The sequence below is a fragment of the Pseudomonadota bacterium genome, from assembly GCA_034660915.1.
In the GTDB taxonomy this organism is placed as follows: domain Bacteria; phylum Desulfobacterota; class Anaeroferrophillalia; order Anaeroferrophillales; family Anaeroferrophillaceae; genus DQWO01.
The window spans coordinates 1-23175 of the sequence record JAYEKE010000169.1 but is presented as its reverse complement, the minus strand read 5'-3'; the positions used below and the strand labels follow the sequence as shown (position 1 = coordinate 23175).

The 23175-nt window shown below is 44.2% G+C and carries 22 protein-coding genes and 1 pseudogene; 12 read left to right on the top strand and 11 right to left on the bottom strand.

The annotated features are described in order from the left end of the window. Positions 1-38: 38 nt before the first annotated feature. The 10 genes and pseudogenes from U9P07_09955 to U9P07_09910 form a co-directional block, all read right to left on the bottom strand. A complete protein-coding gene (locus tag U9P07_09955) occupies positions 39-479 on the bottom strand; it encodes a thermonuclease family protein (protein ID MEA2109728.1) in 441 nt (146 codons plus the stop codon). A 143-nt stretch (positions 480-622) separates the two neighbouring features. Continuing rightward, the gene (locus tag U9P07_09950; protein MEA2109727.1) at positions 623-1630 is read right to left on the bottom strand and encodes a hypothetical protein; all 1008 of its coding nucleotides are present in this window, start codon (positions 1628-1630) and stop codon (positions 623-625) included. 40 nt (positions 1631-1670) lie between these two features. Then, the gene (locus tag U9P07_09945; GenBank protein MEA2109726.1) at positions 1671-2696 is read right to left on the bottom strand and encodes a phospholipase D-like domain-containing protein; all 1026 of its coding nucleotides are present in this window, start codon (positions 2694-2696) and stop codon (positions 1671-1673) included. A 218-nt stretch (positions 2697-2914) separates the two neighbouring features. After that, the gene (locus tag U9P07_09940; protein MEA2109725.1) at positions 2915-3910 is read right to left on the bottom strand and encodes a class II fructose-bisphosphate aldolase; all 996 of its coding nucleotides are present in this window, start codon (positions 3908-3910) and stop codon (positions 2915-2917) included. Between the two features lie 220 nt (positions 3911-4130). Further along, a complete protein-coding gene (locus U9P07_09935) occupies positions 4131-5003 on the bottom strand; it encodes an EamA family transporter (GenBank protein MEA2109724.1) in 873 nt (290 codons plus the stop codon). Positions 5004-5092: 89 nt separating this feature from the next. Continuing rightward, on the bottom strand, positions 5093-6088 hold the full coding sequence (locus tag U9P07_09930; protein MEA2109723.1) for a DUF4388 domain-containing protein: 996 nt from the start codon (positions 6086-6088) through the stop codon (positions 5093-5095). Positions 6089-6106: 18 nt separating this feature from the next. Continuing rightward, the gene (locus U9P07_09925; GenBank protein MEA2109722.1) at positions 6107-7876 is read right to left on the bottom strand and encodes a tetratricopeptide repeat protein; all 1770 of its coding nucleotides are present in this window, start codon (positions 7874-7876) and stop codon (positions 6107-6109) included. Between the two features lie 553 nt (positions 7877-8429). Continuing rightward, a pseudogene (locus U9P07_09920) lies at positions 8430-9008 on the bottom strand (ADP-ribosylation factor-like protein). Between the two features lie 112 nt (positions 9009-9120). Then, entirely contained in the window at positions 9121-9312 is a 192-nt protein-coding gene (locus tag U9P07_09915; protein MEA2109721.1) for a hypothetical protein, read from the bottom strand. Positions 9313-9371: 59 nt separating this feature from the next. After that, positions 9372-10508: a tetratricopeptide repeat protein gene (locus U9P07_09910; protein MEA2109720.1), complete on the bottom strand. Its 1137-nt coding sequence runs from the start codon at positions 10506-10508 to the stop codon at positions 9372-9374. A 182-nt stretch (positions 10509-10690) separates the two neighbouring features. Between U9P07_09910 and U9P07_09905 the strand changes: the two genes are divergently transcribed. The 5 genes from U9P07_09905 (at position 10691) to U9P07_09885 (ending at position 14732) form a co-directional block, all read left to right on the top strand. After that, positions 10691-11659 (top strand): LD-carboxypeptidase, encoded by a 969-nt coding sequence (locus U9P07_09905; GenBank protein MEA2109719.1) that lies wholly within the window; start codon positions 10691-10693, stop codon positions 11657-11659. Between the two features lie 5 nt (positions 11660-11664). Beyond that, the gene (locus U9P07_09900; GenBank protein ID MEA2109718.1) at positions 11665-12150 is read left to right on the top strand and encodes a DUF523 domain-containing protein; all 486 of its coding nucleotides are present in this window, start codon (positions 11665-11667) and stop codon (positions 12148-12150) included. 5 nt (positions 12151-12155) lie between these two features. Further along, complete coding sequence (locus U9P07_09895) at positions 12156-12845, top strand: metal-dependent hydrolase (GenBank protein MEA2109717.1); 690 nt, start codon at positions 12156-12158, stop codon at positions 12843-12845. Between the two features lie 630 nt (positions 12846-13475). Then, positions 13476-14195, top strand: coding sequence for a hypothetical protein (locus U9P07_09890; protein MEA2109716.1), 720 nt, complete (start codon positions 13476-13478; stop codon positions 14193-14195). 27 nt (positions 14196-14222) lie between these two features. Then, positions 14223-14732, top strand: a complete 510-nt coding sequence (locus U9P07_09885; protein ID MEA2109715.1) for a CvpA family protein — start codon at positions 14223-14225, stop codon at positions 14730-14732. A gap of 31 nt (positions 14733-14763) precedes the next feature. Here the strand turns inward: U9P07_09885 and U9P07_09880 are convergent, their stop codons facing one another. After that, positions 14764-14976 (bottom strand): hypothetical protein, encoded by a 213-nt coding sequence (locus tag U9P07_09880; protein MEA2109714.1) that lies wholly within the window; start codon positions 14974-14976, stop codon positions 14764-14766. On the opposite strand from U9P07_09880, the gene U9P07_09875 reads away from it, so the two are divergent. The 7 genes from U9P07_09875 to U9P07_09845 are packed head-to-tail and all read left to right on the top strand — an operon-like array spanning position 14962 to position 23042. Then, on the top strand, positions 14962-16221 hold the full coding sequence (locus U9P07_09875) for a hypothetical protein (GenBank protein MEA2109713.1): 1260 nt from the start codon (positions 14962-14964) through the stop codon (positions 16219-16221). The genes U9P07_09880 and U9P07_09875 overlap by 15 nt on opposite strands. Further along, entirely contained in the window at positions 16202-17623 is a 1422-nt protein-coding gene (gene tilS / locus U9P07_09870; GenBank protein MEA2109712.1) for a tRNA lysidine(34) synthetase TilS, read from the top strand. Before U9P07_09875 ends, tilS begins: the two co-directional genes overlap by 20 nt. Further along, a complete protein-coding gene (locus U9P07_09865; GenBank protein MEA2109711.1) occupies positions 17601-18365 on the top strand; it encodes an NAD-dependent deacylase in 765 nt (254 codons plus the stop codon). The genes tilS and U9P07_09865 overlap by 23 nt, the downstream gene beginning before the upstream one ends. A gap of 39 nt (positions 18366-18404) precedes the next feature. After that, the gene (gene mtnP, locus U9P07_09860; protein MEA2109710.1) at positions 18405-19253 is read left to right on the top strand and encodes an S-methyl-5'-thioadenosine phosphorylase; all 849 of its coding nucleotides are present in this window, start codon (positions 18405-18407) and stop codon (positions 19251-19253) included. A 57-nt stretch (positions 19254-19310) separates the two neighbouring features. Beyond that, entirely contained in the window at positions 19311-20546 is a 1236-nt protein-coding gene (gene larC / locus U9P07_09855; protein MEA2109709.1) for a nickel pincer cofactor biosynthesis protein LarC, read from the top strand. 38 nt (positions 20547-20584) lie between these two features. Beyond that, a complete protein-coding gene (fusA, locus tag U9P07_09850) occupies positions 20585-22627 on the top strand; it encodes an elongation factor G (GenBank protein MEA2109708.1) in 2043 nt (680 codons plus the stop codon). 25 nt (positions 22628-22652) lie between these two features. Then, positions 22653-23042 (top strand): FxsA family protein, encoded by a 390-nt coding sequence (locus U9P07_09845; GenBank protein ID MEA2109707.1) that lies wholly within the window; start codon positions 22653-22655, stop codon positions 23040-23042. Positions 23043-23175 lie beyond the last annotated feature (133 nt).

Here is a 23175-nt window from a genome sequence, read left to right as displayed (position 1 = left end):
TCCTTAAATTTTCTCCCAGCCCTTTGCCAATTAGGCATTTATGGAAAAATCACACAGATGAAATTCCATGGCCCGTTGTCCGCTTTACTCTTTGGCTTTGGTGCGTATTTTCTATACACCCAGGCATAACCATTCTTGACAATTGCCAAATTCACATCCTGGCCATCACAATAGATATAGCCAACAGTCCTGCCGTAGCGATCTTTGGTAATTGGTTTTACTTCGACAATACGATTAGCAAGCAAACCGGCAGTAAATTTCTTTGCCTTTTGACCAAATGCCTGTTTTTTCTCCGGGGTGTCAATGCCGGCAAGTCTTATTTTTACTTGGATATGGGTTTCGGAACGTAGGACTTTGACAGTATCGCCATCGGTGATACCAACAACTTTACCCGGGAAGGCGGGGACGGAGATGGGGAGGAGGAAGAAGATGACAACTATGATGAAAAAGACTTGTTTAGTGGATAGGAGGATTTTCACTTGGGGGGATTCCCTTTAAATAATAGTGCCAGGCTTATTGAACAATGGATTGAGTTCGACCCGTGAAATCCATGCCAACCATCAGATTTATCTCAATGGGTCGACTCAATCCTTATTGGTTGGGCGATGTAGAATTGGATAGATCACCGAGTCTTTTCATTCATCAAACCTGATTCAAACTCCTTCAGAGTTATATTCCCAAAGCGACGCAGTTTTGCAAGTGCCACACCTAAAGCCTCAGGCGAATCATCTTGCAGCCAGGGCAGATGAGTGCGATACGATGGTGGTTGCTTCGGCAATAGATCGTTGTATGTTTTAAGTAGTTCTGGGAATTTGTTTTCAAGTGATAGTCCGACACGATATGCGTAATACTGAGCCAAACCCTCTTTAAGCTCAATACTGAGATTTTCGAAATCATACCCTGTCCAACGTGTCCCATCCCGATCATACCCTAGATATGTGTACGCATGCCCAAGTTCATGGGCTAGAACTTTTGCGGTCAGCCCTTCAATAGATAGATTTAGTGCGGTTGCGGATAATGCTATCACGCCCCAATACAGTTCAATATTTGTACGGTATGTCGATTGCTTATGTTTAATATGATATGAATGATTTCGAGGGGTATAGGAATCTATATCCGGCCGATACCAAAAGCACCCAAGAACATTGGGAGAAGCTCGAAGCACGTATTTCACAAGATCAAACTTTTCGGGATCTGAGTGCTGCTCCAACAGACGAGTAAAACCTTTTCCCGTGGTAAAAGCATTATCAGCGCTATCAGTCTCGATTCCTGCATTTTTCAAATCTGTCTCTAGTACTTGAAGAAGATCAAGCATATCAACTGTGCTTTGCTTAGCGCTTCGTATCTTAGTGAGCCAAACTTGTAGAACGGCTGCTAATTCGTACTCAGGAGGTATTGGATGATGAATGAACTCGGGAGGAAGTGGTTTCCCGACCTCACTGGTTGAAATAGAAACTTGACCGTCTGGCCGATGAACCGCATCTGAGGTTCCTCGCCCTGACCACTTTAGCTTAAAACCACTTTCTGCTTTTATGGCTTCTTTTATGGGTCTTTCCCATTTTTTCCGAGCTGCTTCTACTTGCTCAGGGGAATTTGATGGAACTAGTCGAATTAGATCTTCAACATACATTAGTGTGCTTCCAGTGATTTATAGTGCCCAACGTTGCAAATCAGCCGCGCCGCTTTTTGGCGTCGGCTGCATTTGTCTTGTTAGCTATGTATTCTTTCATCTTGTTTATGAGAGAAGGTATGCCCTTTAGCGAACATGCGAGGCTAAAAACCTCGCACTCCTCTTGAACTAAGTGCTTCGCGATATCTTTCTCTTGAATCGCCTTCTTGAAGGCAACCGTAACTTCCCCTGTAATTTCAAACGGGGGAGACGGAACATCCAAGTCCTTCCGTTGAATAGCGCACTTGGGGTATTCGTACCCATCATCAACCACGCCATTTTCAAATATTTCGTGGATATAAAACCAGTGAGGATTTGCCGTTTTGTGTGGCTTGTTTGAATTTGTGATACGCCAAACTAGCGCCCATTTGTTTTTTTCAACTTTATCAGTGCTAGCAAAATGAATGTCATCACTCATAAAGGATTCTATGACCTTCACATCATCAGAATACTCGCAGTCAACAGGCTGATACCAAAGTACGTAAAAATGGTCTTCCCCAAGAGGCTCGAAATCCGAGAAGGCAGGTATATTATTGTTCTGGTTGTTCCTGACTATTCGATTGGCTATCGCCGCCCCCCAGTTCTGCTCAAGCTTTTTTAGCCGCGACTTCTTCGACTCTGTTGTTGGGTATTGCTCTTGGGCTCGATTTTTCAGGTCATCGAAGGCTTTGTTAACTTTCTTAAGGCTTTCCGAGGCATTAATCTCTACACAAAGCTCGACTAGGCCTTCAGAGCCAAGCCCATTGCGCGTGAGATTGGCGCTTCCGATGACGGCCGAACTTTTGCCTATGTACGTCTTTGCATGCAACTCGTCGAGAAAGGCCACTTTCTCCCAGCCGATTTTTTTTACAAGATCGGAAATTGCCCAAGGATTGCTGCCGATGGTTGGTGAAACAATTATCGATTTCAAATGACTTGCATCGGGTATAAACTTCTGCCAATCAACGCCGATATAGGCAACTGCAATTCTCGACGCCTTACAGCCGATTACTGCCCGTCGAATCTCATCCTCTACGAGAACCTTCATAGCCCCTCCGTTATTGGTGGCTAAAGTGTCAATAACTGGAAAATTTCCTTTATATCACCCTATATCTGGCTATTTTTTCCAGATATTTTGATATTAGCAGCCTAATATGTGTTAAATGTCAATTACTTTGTCCGGTCGCGACAATTATCTTGTCCGGTTTTTTCCTTACGATATCCCCTCTCGATTATTCCTTGAATTTTTAGTATTGATACCGGGATCTAACCCCTTCCAGCACTGCCAAGAACATGTTTGTTCTTGTGGATTATCATCCGGGTCAATTCTTCCCTGGCTGGCCCCAAGTATTTCCGGGGATCGAACTCGGCCGGTTTCTCAGCGAAAACTTTACGAATTATAGCCGTTACCACCAGGCGCCCATCGGAATCAATATTGATTTTACAAACGGCTGATTTTGTCGCCTGTCGCAGCTGATCTTCCGGAATTCCCACCGCTGCCTCCAATTTGCCGCCATTTCCATTGATAATATTCACATATTCAGGCAAGACAGAGCTTGAACCATGCAGGACAATGGGAAATCCTGGTATCCGACGTTCAATCTCCTCAAGAATATCAAAGCGCAGGGGAGGGGGAATCAGAATGCCTTCCTCATTGCGGGTGCATTGTTCCGGTTTGAATTTATAGGCTCCATGGGAGGTGCCGATGGAAATTGCCAGAGAATCAACGCCGGTTTTTTCCACAAAGTCTTCGACCTGTGCCGGGTCCGTATAAATTGATTTTGCCGCTTCCACATCATCTTCAATCCCCGCCAGTACCCCCAGCTCTCCTTCAACGCTGACGCCATGCTGGTGGGCATAATCAACAACTTTGGCCGTCAATACCACATTGTCCTCATAAGAGTGGGAAGAACCGTCAATCATCACCGAGGAAAAACCACTTTCAATACATGAAACACATAATTCAAAGGTATCTCCATGATCAAGATGGAGGGAAATGGGGATTTTGTATCCAGATTCTTCAGCCATGCGAACGGCCCCTTCACCCATGTAACGCAACATCGTCTGGTTGGCATATTTACGGGCGCCACTTGATACCTGAATAATAACCGGTGAGCCTGATTGCCCACAGCCATTGATTATTGCCTGCAGCTGCTCCATGTTATTGAAATTGTATGCCGGGACGGCATATCCACCTGCCATTGCCTGTTGAAACATATCTGTAGTGTTGGAAAATCCAAGTTTCTCATAACTAACTGCCATATCTTACCCCTTTCTTTTCTGTTTATTCTATTTGCCTGTCATTCTATTCCAGTTTGAAATAAATAATAAACCAATTATCTACTTTATCATAGAAAATATTATTATATTTAACTGAAAAAGCAAGCACTTAGTGAAATATTTCTCTGAGCAGAGGACATGGATTTATATGTTTCCCTTCTATTTGCCTGATTATATTAGAGAAAATTATTTTCACCCGGGATCAGGAAAAAACTGCAATAATTACGACGCCGGCACACATGCAAGCCGCACCGATACTCCGCTGTCTTATTTTCTTTTCCCCAAAGAGCAGGTAGCCAAATCCAACACTGATAAGAACGCTGCTTCTTTTGATGGCAATAACGTAGGGAACCTGGACAAGGCTGATGGCATACATTTGAAATAACAATACCAGGGCTGCACATAGACCGATTGGCAGTAATATTTTCAATTGTTTGATGGTCATGATCTTTCCATTGTCTGGAGTAGTGAGCCAGACGAATGGAAACATGGCCACGGCAACAACGGATTCGATCGCGATAAGCCAGAAAACAGGGGAGGTACAAGTAATGCCGATTTTATCGATATTCGCGGTGATACTCCAGATAACGGCAACTGCCAGCATCATTCTCGGCCCGGGCTCCCTGAACAGTGCCCTGAAAGGAGCACCAACCCCCTCCTTAATGTCATTAATATTGAGCAGGTACGATCCTGCAACAATCATGACAATACCTATAATGGTGATTGGAGCAGGAAATTCTCCGGTCATCAATGGCGATGTCAACAACAGAAACAGGGGAGTGAAGGTGATCATCGGAATAGTTATTGACAAATCAGATGATCTGATCGCCTTTATATAGAGGATGGTAGCGGCCACATGAAGGAGCCCGCCGGCAACCAGGGCCAGCCAGAATTGCTTATTGACAGCAGGAATTTCAATGATCAGGAGAAAGGGGAGAAGAAAAGGAAGGGTGCCAACACTCCAAAACCAGGCGATCAGATAGGTGGTAGCTGAATCAAGTGCAGTTTTACTGAAAACATCTTTCAGGGATGCAAAAAAGGCTGTCAGCAAGGATAGAATGAGCCAGATTTTCATTTTGTTTGATTATAAAAAGGAAAAAAAGTAGAAATCCTTTGGCCGGGGTTGAAGCTATCTTCTGGGTTATGGTTTGACAAACCCGATTTTCACTGGTGCAGTAAAGCTTCTGCTTCTCGATAAGCCTTGTTCTTTTGGTCGAAATACCCTGAAATCAGATTTTTTGATGGTGAGATATGGGAATCTCGATTAGGAATACTCACAGGCAGCCAGGCGGAGGGAATGAAGGCGGCAATTGTCAGAAAAATGAATAAGATAAGAGATATATAAAGGATACCTGTTATTACTCTATGCAATTGACCGGATCTTGAGATTCTACCAGGTATAGCCGCTTTTTCTCCTTTTTGAGCAATAATGCCGCTTTCTAAAAAGGAGTTCAGGGTACGATAAACATCATATTTTCCCAGCAGACTTTTATCAATGATATCCTGAACCGTATTATTTTTAGTGACTAACTCCAGAATAGTTTGTTCTTCAACCGGCAACCTCTCTTTGAAATCTTCAGAAAAAAGATTGTCGTCGGTTTCGGAGGCAAAGGTTGAAACTGATTCATAAGTAGCATTAACAGAAGGAATATTCTGTTCAAAAACGGAAAGTTCATCCATTTGCCTTAAGATTTCAAACAGGACAAAATCAGATGGCTGGGGGGGGAGATAGGGTGTTACATGAACTATGGAAGTGGGTTGAAAAGTATAAGAACCTTTTTTCCATCTCAATAAACATGCCAGGGCTTCAAATATTCTCAGGAGATTAAGCCTGCCGACTTCCTCGGCATTCATGACTTCATGTTCTACCAGTATCTGTTCCAAAGATATATTTCGACGTACCTGTTCCTGACGTAAATTGTTGAGGCGGGATGCCACTAGGCGACCTGATTTTTTCAACATCTGTTCCAGGTCAAATTCCTGGTTTGGCATCCCGGGATTCATGCCAATAAATTGCCCATCTTTAAAAGACAAGGCAACCTGGCCGGCCGTACTTTTAACCGTCAGTATGCCGGTCTTCTGCTGCTGCGAAATCAGCTGCAAGACATCGGTAAGATCAAAACCACCGAGATATCCTTTTAATTCATTGATAGCATTCATGGATTGTGACTCGCTTTTTTAACTCTTTATCCGCAGAATAAGACGCTGTTGTTTGCGTTGGCGCCAGCTATAGTAATTTGCCAGGTAGAAAACTATCAGGAGCAGCAGGGGAAAGACCAGCGGTCCCCAGGCTGAACCGGGAGGAAACAAAGCTATATTCATCATTCCCTCGTGGAGCAGGGTAATGCTGCCTGCAATCGCAAATGATCCACAAAGCATCAATAAACCTCGGACGGTCTGTCCCAACGCCAGCTGATACGTCCCTGGAACCACAAAGCCGGCCAAGAAAAAAAATCCATCCATAAGCCAGCTGAAACTTCTGATTTTTTTTCCTTGTCTAATGGCAAAAGAATCATTGACAGTTTGGCGGCTGATATGCAGGCATGAAGGGCATGCATCAGATATGCGGCCAATGCCGTGGAAGTTGATGCCGCACAAGGGACAAAATCGTCTCGATGAATCCATCTTTATCCACAAAATACTCATAATAAATATGATGGTGACAATAAATGCAATATAAGAAGCTGTTCCACCCCAAGGTGAAAAGTATTGGCGGAAAAAATCACTTTTCAATTCGGAGGTCAGGGAATGTCTTGTCACATAATGATAGGTGTAAGACCAGGGTAATGGTTCATGAACAAGTACCGGCGCGTTCGCATCTTGGCTCTTTGCCAATTGACGATTAATGATTTCTGGCGCCAGCTTCCATGCCTGGATGAAAGAGGCCTCACTACGGGTTAAGGAAAATGATTCTTTGATATAGGCATGACTAAGGTTGTAATGATAAATCCCATTGTTTGGATCAACTTCTATGGCTTTCTTGTAGGTGGAAATAGCAAAATCAATCTGATCATCTATATAATAATAATTACCCATATTATTATAGACGGCGGCTGGGGGATGAGGATCTTGTCTGATAAGTTCTTCGATAAAATAAATGGCGGCGGCAATCTTTTTTTCTTTGCCTGCAATTACTGCCTGGGAAAAAAGCCGCAGTCTTTGTCCGGTTTCTAATGGTTGGGGCTGGATGATATTTTGCTGGTCACCGTCCTGGTAGCTGTCAAAATTGATGGACATCGCTGACTGAAAGAATGGAGTCCTGATACTATCAATAATCTTTATTCCATTGAGATACGCAAAAGGAGAGATGGTCAGTAGCAGAACAAGTACAAAGCTGCAGACCTTTTCTCTGAAAGAATAATAAGGAAAAAAACAAATAAACAGCAGCATCAGGCCAGGAAGCAACATGAAGGAATGACAGATCAAAGCATTGCCGGAGAAAAGCAGCGCAAATAAAATAATCTTGGCTGATTTACTATCCAATTTCCGCTCCCAACTTTCCCTCAAAGACCGAAAATATTTCAGGCTTAAAACAATATGAATGATGACAAATAACCACAGGGGTAAAAAAGCAAGGACAAAACAGATTCCGGCAAATAACTGCAGCCTTTCGAGATAATTGGAAAAAAGTATTTTAATCCCTGAGAAACAGGAATTTAGGGATGAAAACCATTGTTTTCGGGCAAAATACAGCTGGCTTTCAGCTTGATAGGGAAAAGAATAATCAGGGGACAAGTTTAAAGCTTTATCAACCAGGGTCTTGGCACCGGTATCATCATGCCGTTCATGAGCCTGCTGGGCTAAAACCAATAATGCCAATGAGTAGGATCTTGCATTGGCAAAACCGGAATTCTTGCGTACTGCCAGCAGATTGTTGAGGGTATTATCTATCTCCTGCAAGTTGCGATTATTATAGGCCCGGAGAAAATCCTGCCAGGATTCTTCCATTATTGAAACTTTTGAAACAGAACTGAACTGAACTTGCCAGGCAGCTTCAGGTTGACTATCTTCCGCAAATATCCATGCGTTTGCAGGTAAAGGCATGCACAGTATTAGGATGCCGGAGCCCATCATGAAAAGCAGAATGACAGACCAGAACAACCTTCTTACTGGCTGAGTTGCGATGCTGTTAATCATCCTTTTTCAACAGATGGTTAATGGTAAGTGATAAATCAACCGATAAAAGCTGGCTGTGATTTTCATCGACTGCCAACTGTACCGGAATGGTAATGGTGTAGGGGCTGTTGATAATGGTTTTGCCAACCCTGACAATTTCAGGTTTAAATTCTTCTCCGGACAGCGAGGTGGTTTTCTGGTGTCCTCCCAGTGGCGGCACAGGTGACTCTTCTTCCCGGGCCAGAGCAATGCTGGGAGCTTGCATCTCCGGCTTTTGTCCGGTTTCCTCCGGGTGTAACTCTGTTTTCGGGGCAAAAGAGGAAATGGACGGGGTAGGGGCGTTGGGTGGCTGAACCTGTTTGGCCCGTGAAGTTGCCGAACTTTTTTGTTTCAGGTTTTGTAATACCATTTTGCAGCAACTGGTCAGGGTTGGCAATACCCCGGTACCATTGACAGCAACAGACTCAAAAAACGGAAGTGAAGCTGGGTTTAACTGCTTATTAAGCTCTTTAATGTTCAGGACATCCGGCATATCCCGTTTGTTATATTGAATAATCAAAGGAATACTTTCCAGATTACGGTTATAGTACTGCAGGTTTTCTTTAAGATCCTGAAAACTTTCAATATTTTCACGAGTCATGGAACGTTGAGAATCCGCCACAAAAATAATCCCGTCAACACCTGTTAAGACAGCTTTGCGGGTTGAATTATAGTAAACCTGGCCCGGTACCGTATAAATATGAAATCTGGTTTTAAAGCCACCAATATTTTCCAACTCAATCGGCAGAAAATCAAAAAAAAGGGTCCGGTCACTATCGGTAGCCAATGAAACCAGTTCGCCCCTTTGCTTGGGATTAAGCTTTAGATGGATGTATTGGACATTCGTGGTTTTACCGCAAAGAGCCGGACCATAATAAACAATTTTAGCCCCGATTTCTTTTTTCTGATAATTGAAAATTGCCATACTTATCCTTGGGTATAAACATCTGAGTTTTTCATCCAGCCGATATTAGCTTATAACTCAACTTTCTGACTTGCGTTGTCAGGAACATAATTACCGGATGTTCGGGCTTGGCTCATAGCCTGTCTGCCGACAGGCAGGCGGTATTGGCCGCCTGGGTTGGGACAGTTTTTAAAACTGTCCCACATTGTGATTCGCGGCTGACGCCCGGGGACATTGCTTTAGCGATGTCCCCCACAGCCGGCCTGTCTGCGTGCGGCACGCACAGGCAGGCCATGGACGGCCGGCGAGAATGAGCGAGAGCCATGCCGGAACATCCTTGTAAATTTCTTTCCGCTGTTTTTATAACAAGTCAGAAAGTTGAGTTTATAATATTTCAATTCCTTCTTCCAGTGACGATATTTCCTCTGCTATGTTTTCAAATTCAGGATCAATGGAATAAGCTTCCCGGAAAGAGTCCAACGCCCGCATGGGATCATCCATCTGTTTGAAAGTTAAGCCAAGTTCATATTTGAAAGAAAGAAAATCCTGACGCCGTAAACCACGTTCCCTTATTCCCTGTTGAAATTGAGATAATGACTCCTGCAGATCTCCTGTCTCTCTGAAAATTCTGCCACGCAGTAACAGGGTGGGCACCCTGAAACTGGCAAATTGAAGGGCGGCATTACTTTCCTCCAGGGCCTGTTCGGTCATCCCCAGTTCACTGTAAGCCAGGGCCATGTTATAGTGGAACTTCTGTTGATTTATATCATCCTCCGGGGTTTTATCACCTTCTTCGGCAAAAGTTTTTTTCAAAGTTTGGAAGATTTGTTCGACACCTATATCCTCTTCATTCTCAATATCAGAAATTCCCTGGTCAAGATTACCATTTAAAGTGTTCAATTCAGCTGACAACTCGGCACTGAGATCGAAAAAGCTTTCTTCTTCAGCAGCGTTTACATCCAGGTTATCATTCTTTTCAGCTTTTTCTGCAACTATGATATCCGAGTAAATGCTTTTTTCAGCTTCCTGGAACTCCGGAAAAAGCCGGTGCATCATCCGCCGAAATTTTTCCTTGTCAGGAGCAATCTCAAGGATTTTTTCAAGAATTCCAAGGGCTTCGTTGGGTTGATCATCCTGCTGATAAAGTTCAAAAACCTGCTGATAATAGGTTATGGCATCAGCAAAAAGGTTTTCCCGTTGATATATCTTGGCAAGTTGCAGATTGGCATCCAAGTGCTCGTAATCTATCTTGATAATTTTTTTATAGACCGCAATCGCCATCGGAGAAAAGCCATGGTCGAGATAAAGCCTGGCTGCCGTACAATATTCAGCAATAGCTTCTTCTTTTTCTCCGGTCGTCAATAAAAGCTCAGCCAGTTTAATGCGAATGCGAAAATTTTTCGAATTTTCTGCCAGTTGTTGACGGTAGACATCAATGGCTGTAGCAGCCGCGGAATCTGTTTTTTTCTTCGCAGAAAACAGATCTTTAAATTTTTTAAAAAATCCTGGTGATGGTGCCAAAATATATTTCCTCAAATGTATTGATGATTGTGGTTAACAAACGCTGAACCGGCGCAAATATATCTTAACTACACGCCAAAGTTATTATAATTTTTGACATTTATCTATTGATTTGCTAGGTTTCGATCTTCTTAAATCGGTTTCAGTTTTATCATCGGCAGGGGATGGAATTTTCTTGAGTGATGCAGACTAATTATTCTGAAAATATCGACCATAAACAATTAAAAATACCAGGCGCTGTTCATCCTGGTGATGCGGTCGGAATTATTGCTCCGGCAAGTCCCGTAAAAAATGATTTTTTGCTGAAAGGTCTGCATTACCTGCAGCGAATTGGATATAAGGTGGTTCTATCAACCAATCTTGGTTGTCGTACACATCATGTAGCTGGTTCTTCCCAGGCACGCCTTGATGATTTTCACCGGATATTCGTCAATCCTGATATCAAGGCAGTATTTGCTGCCCGGGGTGGGTATGGAAGTGCGCACCTGCTAAGCAAACTGGATTATTCTCTGTTGGCCCGCAATCCAAAACTACTGGTAGGATATAGTGATATTACCACCCTGCAACTGGCGATTTGGCATAAAATTCGAATGCACAGCATCTCAGGCCCCATGGTCGCCGTGGAAATGGCTCGCCCGGACTCAATTAATGAGCCATTATTCAAAAACATTTTATCCGGCACATTACCCGAAGTCAATAAGCTGATGTCTGCCTATCTTGATGATGGAAATATTAGTTTTTTGCGGCGAAATAATGTTGTTCGGGGACGCTTGCTGGGTGGTACCCTGAGTGTTATTTCATCAATGATCGGGACCCCGTTTTTTCCTGATTTCAGCGGCGCTATTCTGATCATCGAGGAACACGGTGAACGGATATACCAACTGGACCGTTACCTGACTCAACTGAGACTGGCCGGTGTTTTTGATCAGATTTCCATGGTTATTATCGGCAAACTTATTTTACCTGACCAGCGGGAAAACCCCTTGTTGCAAAAATTTATCAATGATTTTTTTGCCGATGATTCATTTCCGGTAGTTTCAAATTTTCGTTATGGTCATTGTCCGCAAAGCTTTATTTTTCCCCAGGGGGTTGAAATAGAATTCAATCTGTCTGACCGGCAAATTTCCGTACTCAAGAAATGGGCAGCCTGAATTTGATGATGGCGGAACCAGTCATAATCAGCGCCTGTCTGATGGGGATTGACTGTCGCTACGACGGTCAATCTAAAGTTGCAGAACCTTTACTCAGGCTTTGCCAGATACACAAGATTATTTTGCTGCCGGTTTGCCCAGAACAGCTGGGTGGTTTACCAACCCCCCGACCGCCGGCATGCTTTCGTGGCGGTGATGGAAAATCTATTATCAACGGTAATGCGGCTCTTTATGACCTTGATGGCCGGGAAGTCAGCCGGTTTTTTTTAGCCGGCGCCAAACAGGCTTTGAAAATCGCCCGGCTGAGCAGCAGTCGACATGCGATTTTCCAGGATAGAAGTCCATCCTGCGGAGTACATAAAATTTATCTGGGCAATGAACTTACTCCCGGCAATGGGATCACAACGGCATTATTCAGAATGAGTGGTATGGCAGTTTGGACTGTTGATGAATTCAGCCGTCATTGTCAGAAGCTTATTGGGAAGGATTAACAGCAATGATTCGCATCACCTATCATGGACATGCCTGCTTTTCGATAGAAACCAATGGGTTGAATCTGCTTACTGATCCCTTTATCAGTGAGAATCCGTTGGCCGCAATCAAACCTGAATCTTTGAACCCCGACTATATTCTTTTAAGTCACGGACATCCTGATCATGTTGGTGATGTCATAGAGATAGCCGGACGTTGTGATTCCATAGTTATCGCCCCTTTTGAACTGGTGCAATTCTGCCGGCGACGGAGGGTGAATAAAACCATAGCAATGAATATCGGCGGCAGTTATAACGCATCTTCTTTTTCCTTAAAAATGACTATTGCCCATCACAGCTCGGCATATATTACTGATTCTGAGATCATTTATACCGGTAGTCCCTGTGGTTACCTGATAACCATTCAAGGTAAAACCATCTATTTTGCCGGTGATACTGCCTTGTTCAATGATATGTCAATTATTGCCACAAATCCTATACATCTTGCCTTACTTCCTATTGGCGACCTTTTCACCATGGGTTTGGAGGATGCCGGAAGGGCGGTGGAAATGCTACAGCCTGATCTGGTTGTCCCTATGCATTACAATACCTGGGAGATCATTAATCAGGACCCGGAAAAATTTGTTGCTTCAATTGCCGACCTGGGTTGCCGCGGGGTGGTTTTGGGAATTGAAGAGTGCTTGATGCTTTCTTAAGAGAACAATATGCTTCTTGAAAATCATTATGATATTATCTGCCGGGATGGAAGCCTGGGAACCTTGCTGGCTGCCTTTTTCCTGGTAAAAAACGGGAAAAAAGTTTTGTTGCTGCCACCCTCAGCATTTCCTGAGCGGAAGCCTTCCTATCTTTTACCCCTTGTAGCTGGCTTTCCCCGCCAGCTTTTGGTTGAGACAGGCCTCCTGACTGAAGACGTACTATGCAGACAGTCAAACTGGTTTAGCTGGACAGACAGTCAACATGTTTTCAACTGTCCAGCAGCTTTTCCTGAGCGAATGCCGGCTTTATCATCATTCATGGGTGATAAATTTTCCTGGTTCCAAAAACATTTTACTGATTTCCAAAATATCTGGGATATCATCGATGCGATTATGAACGATGGTTTGATGATTCCGGCAGCCGGTCTTAAAGATCATGGAAAAATATTAAAGATGTTGATAAAGCATCAGGAACTTTTGCAAAATCGAAGAATGGAAGCTGAAAACCTTTACTCCGATTCCCTGCTTCCCGAATGGCTGTCAGATTTTTTTGCTTCCATGGTTCCGCAAATATCATTGTTCAGATACCAAACTTTGCCTTTGGTCAGTTTTGCCTATGGCATGGCGACCATGTTTCAGGATGCTGCATTGGTCAATCTTGAAAACTTGCAAAATTATTTAAAAGAATCCATCCTGGAAAACGGCGGTGAAACTTCTCCTGCTGATTATCAGGTAATTTTTGATGGAAAATGGTATATAGGGGTTGGGACTGAGGGAAAGGCAGAGATTCGCAGTCGGGCATATATAACCGATTCTGATGGGAAAAGTCTGAAAAGTGAAATCCCGGACATGTACCAGCGTCGTGATTTTTTTCGCCAATTTGCCTGCCAACAAGAAGGAATAGAGATAAATAAATTACATGGCCATATTGCCGGCATGAAGAAATTGCCGGAGACCTGCCGCTGGCTTTATGCTGCAAATAATGCTTTGCAATCTGTTGTAATACAGGAAAATATGGCGTCAGGTGGCTTTAACATTGATGTCTATTACAGCTCTGATTTTTCAAAAGATGATCCAAATTTATTGGTCAGCAAACTTTTAGCTAGACTGCCGGGAGCTGATTTCTTGACCGATTTCCAGATTGATTTTCAACCGCAGAGAGTGGAGAAAAAGTGGGGATATCAACCTAAACTTCCTCCGGTAATGGGAGGCGCATTCTTACCAGTCATCAGTACCTATAAAAAGTTTTATCATGTTGGCTGGGAAAATCTTCCCGGCTTCGGTTTCAGCGGCTTGGTATATGCAGCCAGGAAAACTGCTGATAGAATAATAGCTAATGAATATAAATAAATAGAATATATTATTAAAGGGAATGCTATGAATTCACTCGATACAGTTATTATTATCATTATGTTGTTTTCTCTTTTATATGGGTTCTTCAAGGGATTCTTTTCCGAAATAATAGCCATCATCGGTTTAGTAATCAGCATTATTGTTGCCGGGCGATATTATCATCTTCTTGCCCCTCATATTCTGGTCTTTCTGCGGATTGAGGCACTGGCTGGTTTTGCCTCTTTTGTTCTCATTCTTTTTGCCGGCATGCTTGTCTTTGGTTTGTTACGTTTGGTTATAAAGAAAACTACGGTGGAAATGGAACTTGGCTGGGCAGACCATTTGCTGGGGGTATTGCTTGGATTTATCAAAGGCCTTTTGATTTCATCGGTTATCGTTTTAATGATTCTTACCATCTGGGGAAATGAGGTTAAAGTTATCAGTAGCTCAAGATTGGCACCAACAATAACCAGGATTTCCCGGATTACCGCCAATTTGCTGCCGGATAAAATAAAAAATTCATCGCTGGGTAAAATTATGAAAGACAAGAATTGATGGCACAGTTGACACTTGATTACGAAAACATTTAACTCAACTTTCTGACTTGCATTGCCAAAAATACATTGCAGGATGTTCGGGCATGGCTCATAGCGGTATTGGCCGCCGAACGAATCACACGGTGTGATTCGCGGCGGACAATCGGGGACATTGCTTTAGCGGTGTCCTCACAAGCCGGCCTGTCTGCGTGCGGCACGCACAGGCAGGCCATGGACGGCCGGCGAGAATGAGCGAGAGCCATGCCCGAACATCCCTGGAAATTTCTTTCAAAGGATTCATGATGAAAGTAAAATATCTCTTGATACTCATTTTCATGTTCCTCTATGGGGTAAGTATCGTTTCCGCGGCTCAACCATCGGTAAGTGAAGTCTCAATGGTTGCCCGGGGGAGTGCTGTTGTGATTAAAGATCGGGCTACAGCAAGACAACAAGCTATTGCCGATACTTTAAATAATGCTCTTGATCGCTATATCCATGAAAAAATGGTTTCCGGGCATGAATATGATGAACTGATTAATGAACAGATGCTTAACCACCAGGATCGCTACATTTTATCTTATGAAATCATTTCAGATCGACTTTTAGGAGATCTGTTGCAGCTGGAATTAAGCGTCAACTTTAACAAATCATTATTACAGAAAGACCTGGCAGCCATCCTGAAACCAGAGAAAAGGGCGGTCCAGGATATCCGCCTTATCATTACCCAGGAAAATATCAATGATCAGCTGCTCTATGAACCATTGCTGACCCAGCCAGTACTGTTGCAGCCTGAGGAACTGGCAAAACGACTTAATGATGAACTGACTGCTTATGGCTTCAATTTAACCCTTCAGCAAAATATTGCCGATAATCTCAAAGAATTACTGTTTGCCTCAATCCAACCTGACAATGCTTCTGCCGTTGACATGAATCAGTTCCAATATCTGCTGCCTGGTGATCTGACGATTTACATAGAGGTGAAGAATTTTCATGAAGAAAGAATATATACAGTCCATAAGCAGCTGCTGACCATAGAAGATACGCTTGCTTTTATAGATTTGAAAAATAGAACATTTGTTACTCTTCCGGCGATAATCAGTAAATCTTTAACTGATGATTTATCATCAGGGATCAATGTCCTGTCAGCTAAACTGGTTAAAAAGTTAAAAAACCGGATAATGGACTACATGTTGCAAAAATATGCCGTTTTCCCCGAGTATGAAGAAGAAGTTACGGTAACCATAAGCGGTTTTCATCGTCATCAGGACTATATTTATTTCAGGGAAGCCTTGGAAAACCTGAGAACCATAAAATCAGTTGATTTAAATGCCCTGTCAAGTGGCAGGATAGAATTGAAAGTTACAACCTATGCACAAATAGATCTGTTGCTGGACTGGATTAACCGCTTTACTCCTTCAGGACATAATTACCAGCTCCAGGCCGGGCTATCCAATGGCACTGCAGGTACTATCCTGATCAAGGTTGAATATGCTGAAGCGGCAAATTAATCATTTTTTAGCGCAAAAAATTCCTGATTTTCCCTCGGCTGAATTGCTGGTTGCGGTATCGGGGGGCCTGGATTCCATGGTTTTGTTTAACCTGATGGATGTACTGGCAAAAGAAGAGATATTAAAATTCAAGATTGTACATTTCAATCATCATTTGCGGGGTCGGCATTCAAATGCTGATGAACGATTTGTTGCCCGAAATTGTCGCCAACGGGCTTTGGAGCTGATTGTCGGGCAGGGAAGAGGCATCCTTGAACAACGACAGCAATTGGGACTTTCCCTTGAAGATGCTGCCCGCCGTGCCCGTTATGCTTTTTTTGACCGCTGTTTAAAAAAACAGCCAAAAGCCTGGCTGTTAACCGCCCATACAGCATCAGACCAGGCAGAAACCGTGATCATGAATTTGTTAAGAGGCAGCGGCCTGCGGGGTTTAAAGGGAATTCCGGCTCAAAGGCAAAGGATATTGCGACCACTGCTAACGGTTTCCAGGGATGAGGTCCGGAAATATGCCCGACAGCATAACATTTCTTTTGTTGAAGACAGCAGCAACGTCTCGCTTGAATTTACCCGTAATCGGATCCGGCATCAGATTCTACCGGTTTTGAAGCGGGAAGCCGGCATGAACCTGGACAAACGTTTAAGTGTCATGGCTGCCGGTCTGGCCGCTGAGCTGTCAGTAATTGATGCCCAGGTTGAAGCCTTTATCAACCAGTGGGTTACGATTGATAAGGATAAAAATCCCGTTACCATAAATCGCCGGAAACTTATGTGTCAACACCCTGGCTTGCTGCCGCACATACTGGAACAATGTATCCACCGGGCAGGAAACCGTAAACAGCTGTCAAGGAAAACTCTTTTAACTTTGGTGAAGATGGCGGGGAATGAAACTGGAAAAACACTGGCAGCCTTTCGCCTGGCTGATAACCTGATTTTTGAAGTTCATCGAGAGCATATTATTATCAGATATGCAGGCACAGCGGTTAAAACCGCCCGGGGTTTTTCCCGAGATATTCCCGGAACCGGCTGTTATCCTTTACCTGGTCATCGCGGTATTTTGCAAGTTCACCAGGCTGATCAGACCGGAAAAAATGAATGTTTACATAAGTCCGGCAGCTATGATGAAACTATTGATGCCGATACAATTTCTTTTCCTCTGGTTGTCCGTTCATGGAAACCAGGTGATATCTTTTTCCCCATTGGTATGCGTGGCAGCCGGAAAAAAGTGAAAAATTTTTTTATCGATTGTAAAATACCTTTGGAGCAAAAACAGAACATACCAATTCTCTGCCATAATAACCGGATTATCTGGGTTGTCGGCCATCGGTTGGATGAACGTTTTGCCATTAAACCAACAACAAAAACTTTTCTAAAGGTCAAATATGATGCCAAACAATACCATTGATTCAATCAATCGAGCAATATCTCTGCTGCGGGAAGCCAAACGGGTAGTGGTGTTGACCGGCGCCGGAATTTCGGTGGACAGTGGTATTCCCGCGTTCAGGGGCAGCCAGGGACTATGGGAACACTATGATCCCCAGGAATATGCTCATATTGATGCTTTTATTGCCAACCCCGGGAAAGTATGGCGCATGCTGGCAGAAATGCTTGAGGTGGTGTTCCAGGCCAGACCAAATCCTGCACATCAGGCACTGGCAGATCTGGAAACCAATGGTTGTTTACATTCGATTATAACCCAGAATGTAGATGGACTGCACCAGGCGGCCGGCAGTAAAAAGGTTATCGAGTTTCATGGCAATACCAGAAGACTTATTTGTCTCTCATGTGGCAACCAACAGAAAATAAAATCATCGGGTGATTTTTCCATACCGCCCCTCTGTCCAGATTGTCAGGCGGTTATGAAGCCGGATGTGGTATTCTTCGGGGAGGCGATTCCCGAGACAGCTCAGAACAATGCCGCTGTTGCTGCTACTCAGGCCGATGTCATGCTGGTTATTGGTACTTCGGCAGTCGTTTATCCGGTAGCTGATCTTCCGCTGGTTACCAAAAGAAACGGCGGCAAGATTATCGAAATAAATCTTGAGCCTTCACCATTATCAAAAAAAATATCCGACCTGGTAATTTTTGATTCAGCCAGTGTTGTTTTGCCGGCACTGGTTTCCGGTTTACGTGAGGTGAATTCATAAATCATCATTAAGGAATTTAAAATCATTAAGGAATTTAAAATGAATAAAATCGGCATTATTGGTGGCAGCGGCCTTTATGAGATGGATGGCCTGAGTGACATTAAAGAAATAGATATTGAAACTCCATTCGGCAGTCCATCGGCTCCATTGATTACCGGCCGTTTGGGTGATACGGAAATGGTTTTTCTGCCGCGACATGGGTTGGGACATACAATTTTACCCGCAGAGATTAATTTTCGTGCCAACATCTACGCCCTGAAACAACTCGGCGTCCAGCGAATCCTATCTATCAGTGCAGTCGGCAGTATGAAAGAGGAAATCAAACCGGGAGATATGGTGATTGTCGATCAATTCATTGATCGAACCAGTGGCCGGCCAGCCACATTTTTCGGCGATGGAATTGTTGCCCATATTCCTTTTGCTGAACCGGTTTGTCCTGAACTGAGGCAATCTTTTCAGGCTAGCTGCCAGTCCCTGGATATCAATTATCATTCGCAGGGCACCTATCTGTGTATTAACGGTCCACAATTTTCCACCCGGGCGGAATCCAACCTTTATCGTCAGTGGAATGTTGATGTCATCGGCATGACCAATATGCCCGAAGCACGATTAGCCCGTGAAGCTCAGATATGCTATGCGACTCTGGCTCTGGCCACCGATTACGATTGCTGGAAAGATGACCATGACGATGTCAGTGTTGATGCGGTACTGGAGATTATCCAGGAAAATGTAGAAAAGGCCAGGAAAATTATCCGGGAAATGATCTTAAAAATTCCTCCGGTAATCGGCTGTTCCTGTCCCCATGCTCTGGAAAATACCATCCTGACCCATCCTGATCAGATTACCGCCGCAGCCAGGAAAAAGTTGGGTGCTATTTTGCCGGAATAAAGGTTTTCCGGATAAAAAGTGCAATAACCTCACCGGACAGTAATGGAAAAAATAGTAATGGAACGAATACTTTATATTGACTGCTTTTCCGGTATCAGTGGCGATATGCTGCTGGGAGCCTTTCTTGATCTTGGTTTTCCCGAAGAACTTTTGCGGCAAACACTCAAGCCTTTCGGTCTGGATCAGACATTTAAGCTGATCATCAATAAAACCAGCCGGCACAAAATTGCGGCGCTAAAGATTGATTTTCCGGAAATCACAGACCATGGAATGGGATTGCCTCACACTCATTTCAGAGAAATATGTCAGGCAATTGAATCAGCACCCTTGAAGCAGGAAATCAAAAAGCTGGGTCTGGATATTTTCCGCCAGCTGGCAATTGCCGAGAGCAAGGTCCATCAGGTAGATATCGATAAAGTGCATTTCCACGAAGTGGGGGGGATTGATTCCATTGCCGACATTATGGGTATAGCCGCCGCCCTGCATTGGTGTGATGCCGGCCGAATTATCGCCCCCGCCGTTCCTCTGGGAACCGGATTTATTCATTGTCAGCATGGAGAATTACCGCTCCCGGTTCCGGCGGTCAGCGAGTTGCTGCGTGAAATCCCGGTCATTCATACCGGCATCCCGGCCGAACTGGTCACTCCGACGGGAGCAGCGGTATTAAAAACTATAGTCACTGAATTTCAACCTCAAGGCTATCGTTCTCCCTGGATTGTTGAAACAACAGGTTATGGTGCCGGTTCCCGCGATTTAGCTCAACGGCCAAATTTACTGCGTTTGCAGCTTGGTCATAAAGTGATAACTGAGAGTGATTCAATCTCAGCTGGTTATCCCCTGGAAACTATCTGTCTCCTGGAAACAGCCATTGATGACATGACTCCGGAACAAGTTGGCGCGCTCCAGGAAGAATTGCTGGCTGCCGGGGCGGTAGATGTTATCATCCACCAGGTCCTGATGAAAAAAAATCGTCCAGGTTATGTCATTCAGCTTGTGGTGCCGGTGGAAAATGAAATAAAAATGGTTGATCATTTATTTCTTCATAGCAGTACTTTAGGTATCAGGAGAGGTAATGTCAGTCGTTACCTGCTTGAGAGAACCATAGAAAAAATTGATACCCCTCTGGGGCCTGTACGATTGAAAATTGCCCGCAACCGCCGGAAAATTATTTTGAATATCAAACCTGAATATGAAGATGTACTGACCTTAGCCAAAAAACATCATCTGAGCCTCTCCCAGGTGGAGCAAAATATTATGGCTCATTATCGTTTTGTTTCCAATCATGGATCTTGAATCTAAGGATAATAAATTTTTCCACCGGTACAAAAATCATGAAAAAATCTCTGAACAAATTAAGGAATATCGGCATTGCCGCCCACATTGATGCGGGGAAAACCACCATTACTGAACGCATCCTTTACTGCACCGGTGTAACCCATAAAATTGGTGAGGTTCATGATGGCTCAGCTATAATGGATTGGATGGAACAGGAACAGCAGCGGGGAATTACAATTACTTCCGCTGCCACTACCTGTGAATGGAATAAACATACCATCACCATTATCGATACGCCTGGACACGTTGATTTCACTGTTGAGGTCGAGCGAAGCCTGAGAGTCCTTGATGGTATGGTCGCTGTTTTCTGTGCCGTTGGCGGGGTGGAGCCACAGTCGGAAACCATCTGGCACCAGGCAAATCGCTACCATGTTCCCCGCATTGCCTTTATTAACAAGATGGACCGGCTGGGCAGTAATTTTGCCGCAGTCCTGGAACAAATGCGGGACAAACTTAACGCCCTTCCTATTGCCATACAGTTTCCGGTTGGCCGTGAAGCTGAATTCAGCGGCATCATTGATCTGCTGACAATGGAATATCTGTCCTGGCAGAAAGCTGATGACATGCTGGCCTTTTCCCGGATTCCTATTCCAGCAGAATTAGTTGCTGAGGCCGAACACTGGCGGCACAAATTATGGGAGCAGGTAGCAGAGTATGATGATCAATTATTTGAGGACTACTTGGAAGGGAAGGAGTTGCCGGCTGAGCAAGTGAAAAAAGTCATTCGACAAATGACCATAGAGCATGGATATATTCCGGTTCTCTGTGGCAGTGGCTTGAAAAACAAAGGAATCCAGCCGCTGATGGATGCAATTATTGATTTCCTGCCGGCTCCAGATGAGGTGCTGCCGGTAAGTGGAATAAATCCCCTGAACCAGGAGCAGGAAAGTCGGCTGGCGGCTCCAGGGGAACCTCTAACGGCTTTACTGTATAAGGTTGCCATGATTGAAGGCCGCCGGCTTTCCTATCTGCGCATTTACGCCGGGACCATCAGCCCGGGACAGGATTTATATAATCCCAGATTGAAATCCAGTGAGAAGGTTGCCCGTCTGTTCCAGATGCAGGCACATAAAAAAAATCGTATCAAGGAAGCAGGTCCTGGAGAGATTGTTGCGGTTATGGGTCTTAAACGCAGTGTTACCGGTGATACTCTTTGTGAGAGCAAACATCCATTGCTGCTTGAAGGCATGGAGTTTACCAGACCGGTCATCTCTGCCGCCATTGAACCAAAATTAAACAGCGATCAGGATAAACTCTGGGATGTGCTGCTGAAAATAAGTGATGAAGATCCGACCTTTAATGTCAAAATTGATGATGAAACCGGCCAGATGCTGATTTCTGGTATGGGTGAACTTCATCTTGAAATCATTCAGGATCGTCTGGCAACGGAATATAATCTCGAGACCAACCTTGGCAAACCGCAGGTACTCTATCAGGAATCCATCACCGCTTCAGCATCAGAATCAGCCCAATTTGAACGCATTGATGAGGATGAAAAAGAAAAACAATTTGCCAGAATAACCGTAACCGTTGTTCCCCGTAAACGTGAAACAGGAAATATAATTACCATTGCGGATGAAATTAAAAGTTTTCCTGAACGCCTGCTGGAAGCCGTCAACGAGGGAGTGGAGGAATCGCTTAACGTCGGTGTTGCTCATGGTTATCCATTGGTTGATGTCTCAGTTCATATCGAAGCTATTGAAGGAGAATCATCAAATTTCACCAAAGTAGCGCTGAAGATTTCCGCTGCCAATGCCGTTTGCCAGGCATTACAGAAAGCTCATCCGGTTTTACTTGAACCAACTATGAATGTTGATATTGTTGTTCCTCCTGAATATGTGGGCGAAGTAATTGGAGATCTCAATGCCCGTGGCGGCAAGGTTAACACGATTGAACCCCAGGATTTATATACTACCATTAACGCCCTTGCCCCCCTTCGCAGTTTGTTTGGTTATACTACAACTTTGCGTTCAGCAACCAAAGGAAAAGGAAGCTTTACCATGAAGTTTTTTGGCTATGACCAGAGCAACACTAAATGATCATTCTTTGACCAAGGGTACTACTATGCTGCTTAAACTGTTTCTGGCTTTTACTCTCATTCCGATTGTAGAAATTTACTTTTTGATTGAGCTGGGACGTATTATTGGTCCTTTGAGTACCATTGCCCTGGTTCTGGGTACCGGTTTTGCCGGGGCCTGGCTGGCTCGACAGCAGGGAATGCAAACCATGTTCCGGGTAAGGAATAATTTGCAGCAGGGGATTATGCCGGCGGAGGATTTATTGGACGGTTTTCTGATCCTGATTGCCGGAATTGTTCTTTTAACTCCGGGACTGCTGACCGACTGTACGGGTATTCTCCTGCTGATTCCCGCTGTTCGTTTTCGCTTTAAACGTTATCTCAGAAAAAAGTTTGATGAATGGATAAATACCCATGAAGTACATATTATAAGTTAGGGGTCAGGATGTTCCGGCATGGCTCTCGCTCATTCTCGCCGGCCGTCCATGGCCTGCCTGTGCGTGCCGCACGCAGACAGGCCGGCTTGTGGGGCGCGCTAAAGCAATGTCCCCGATTGTCCGCCGCGAATCA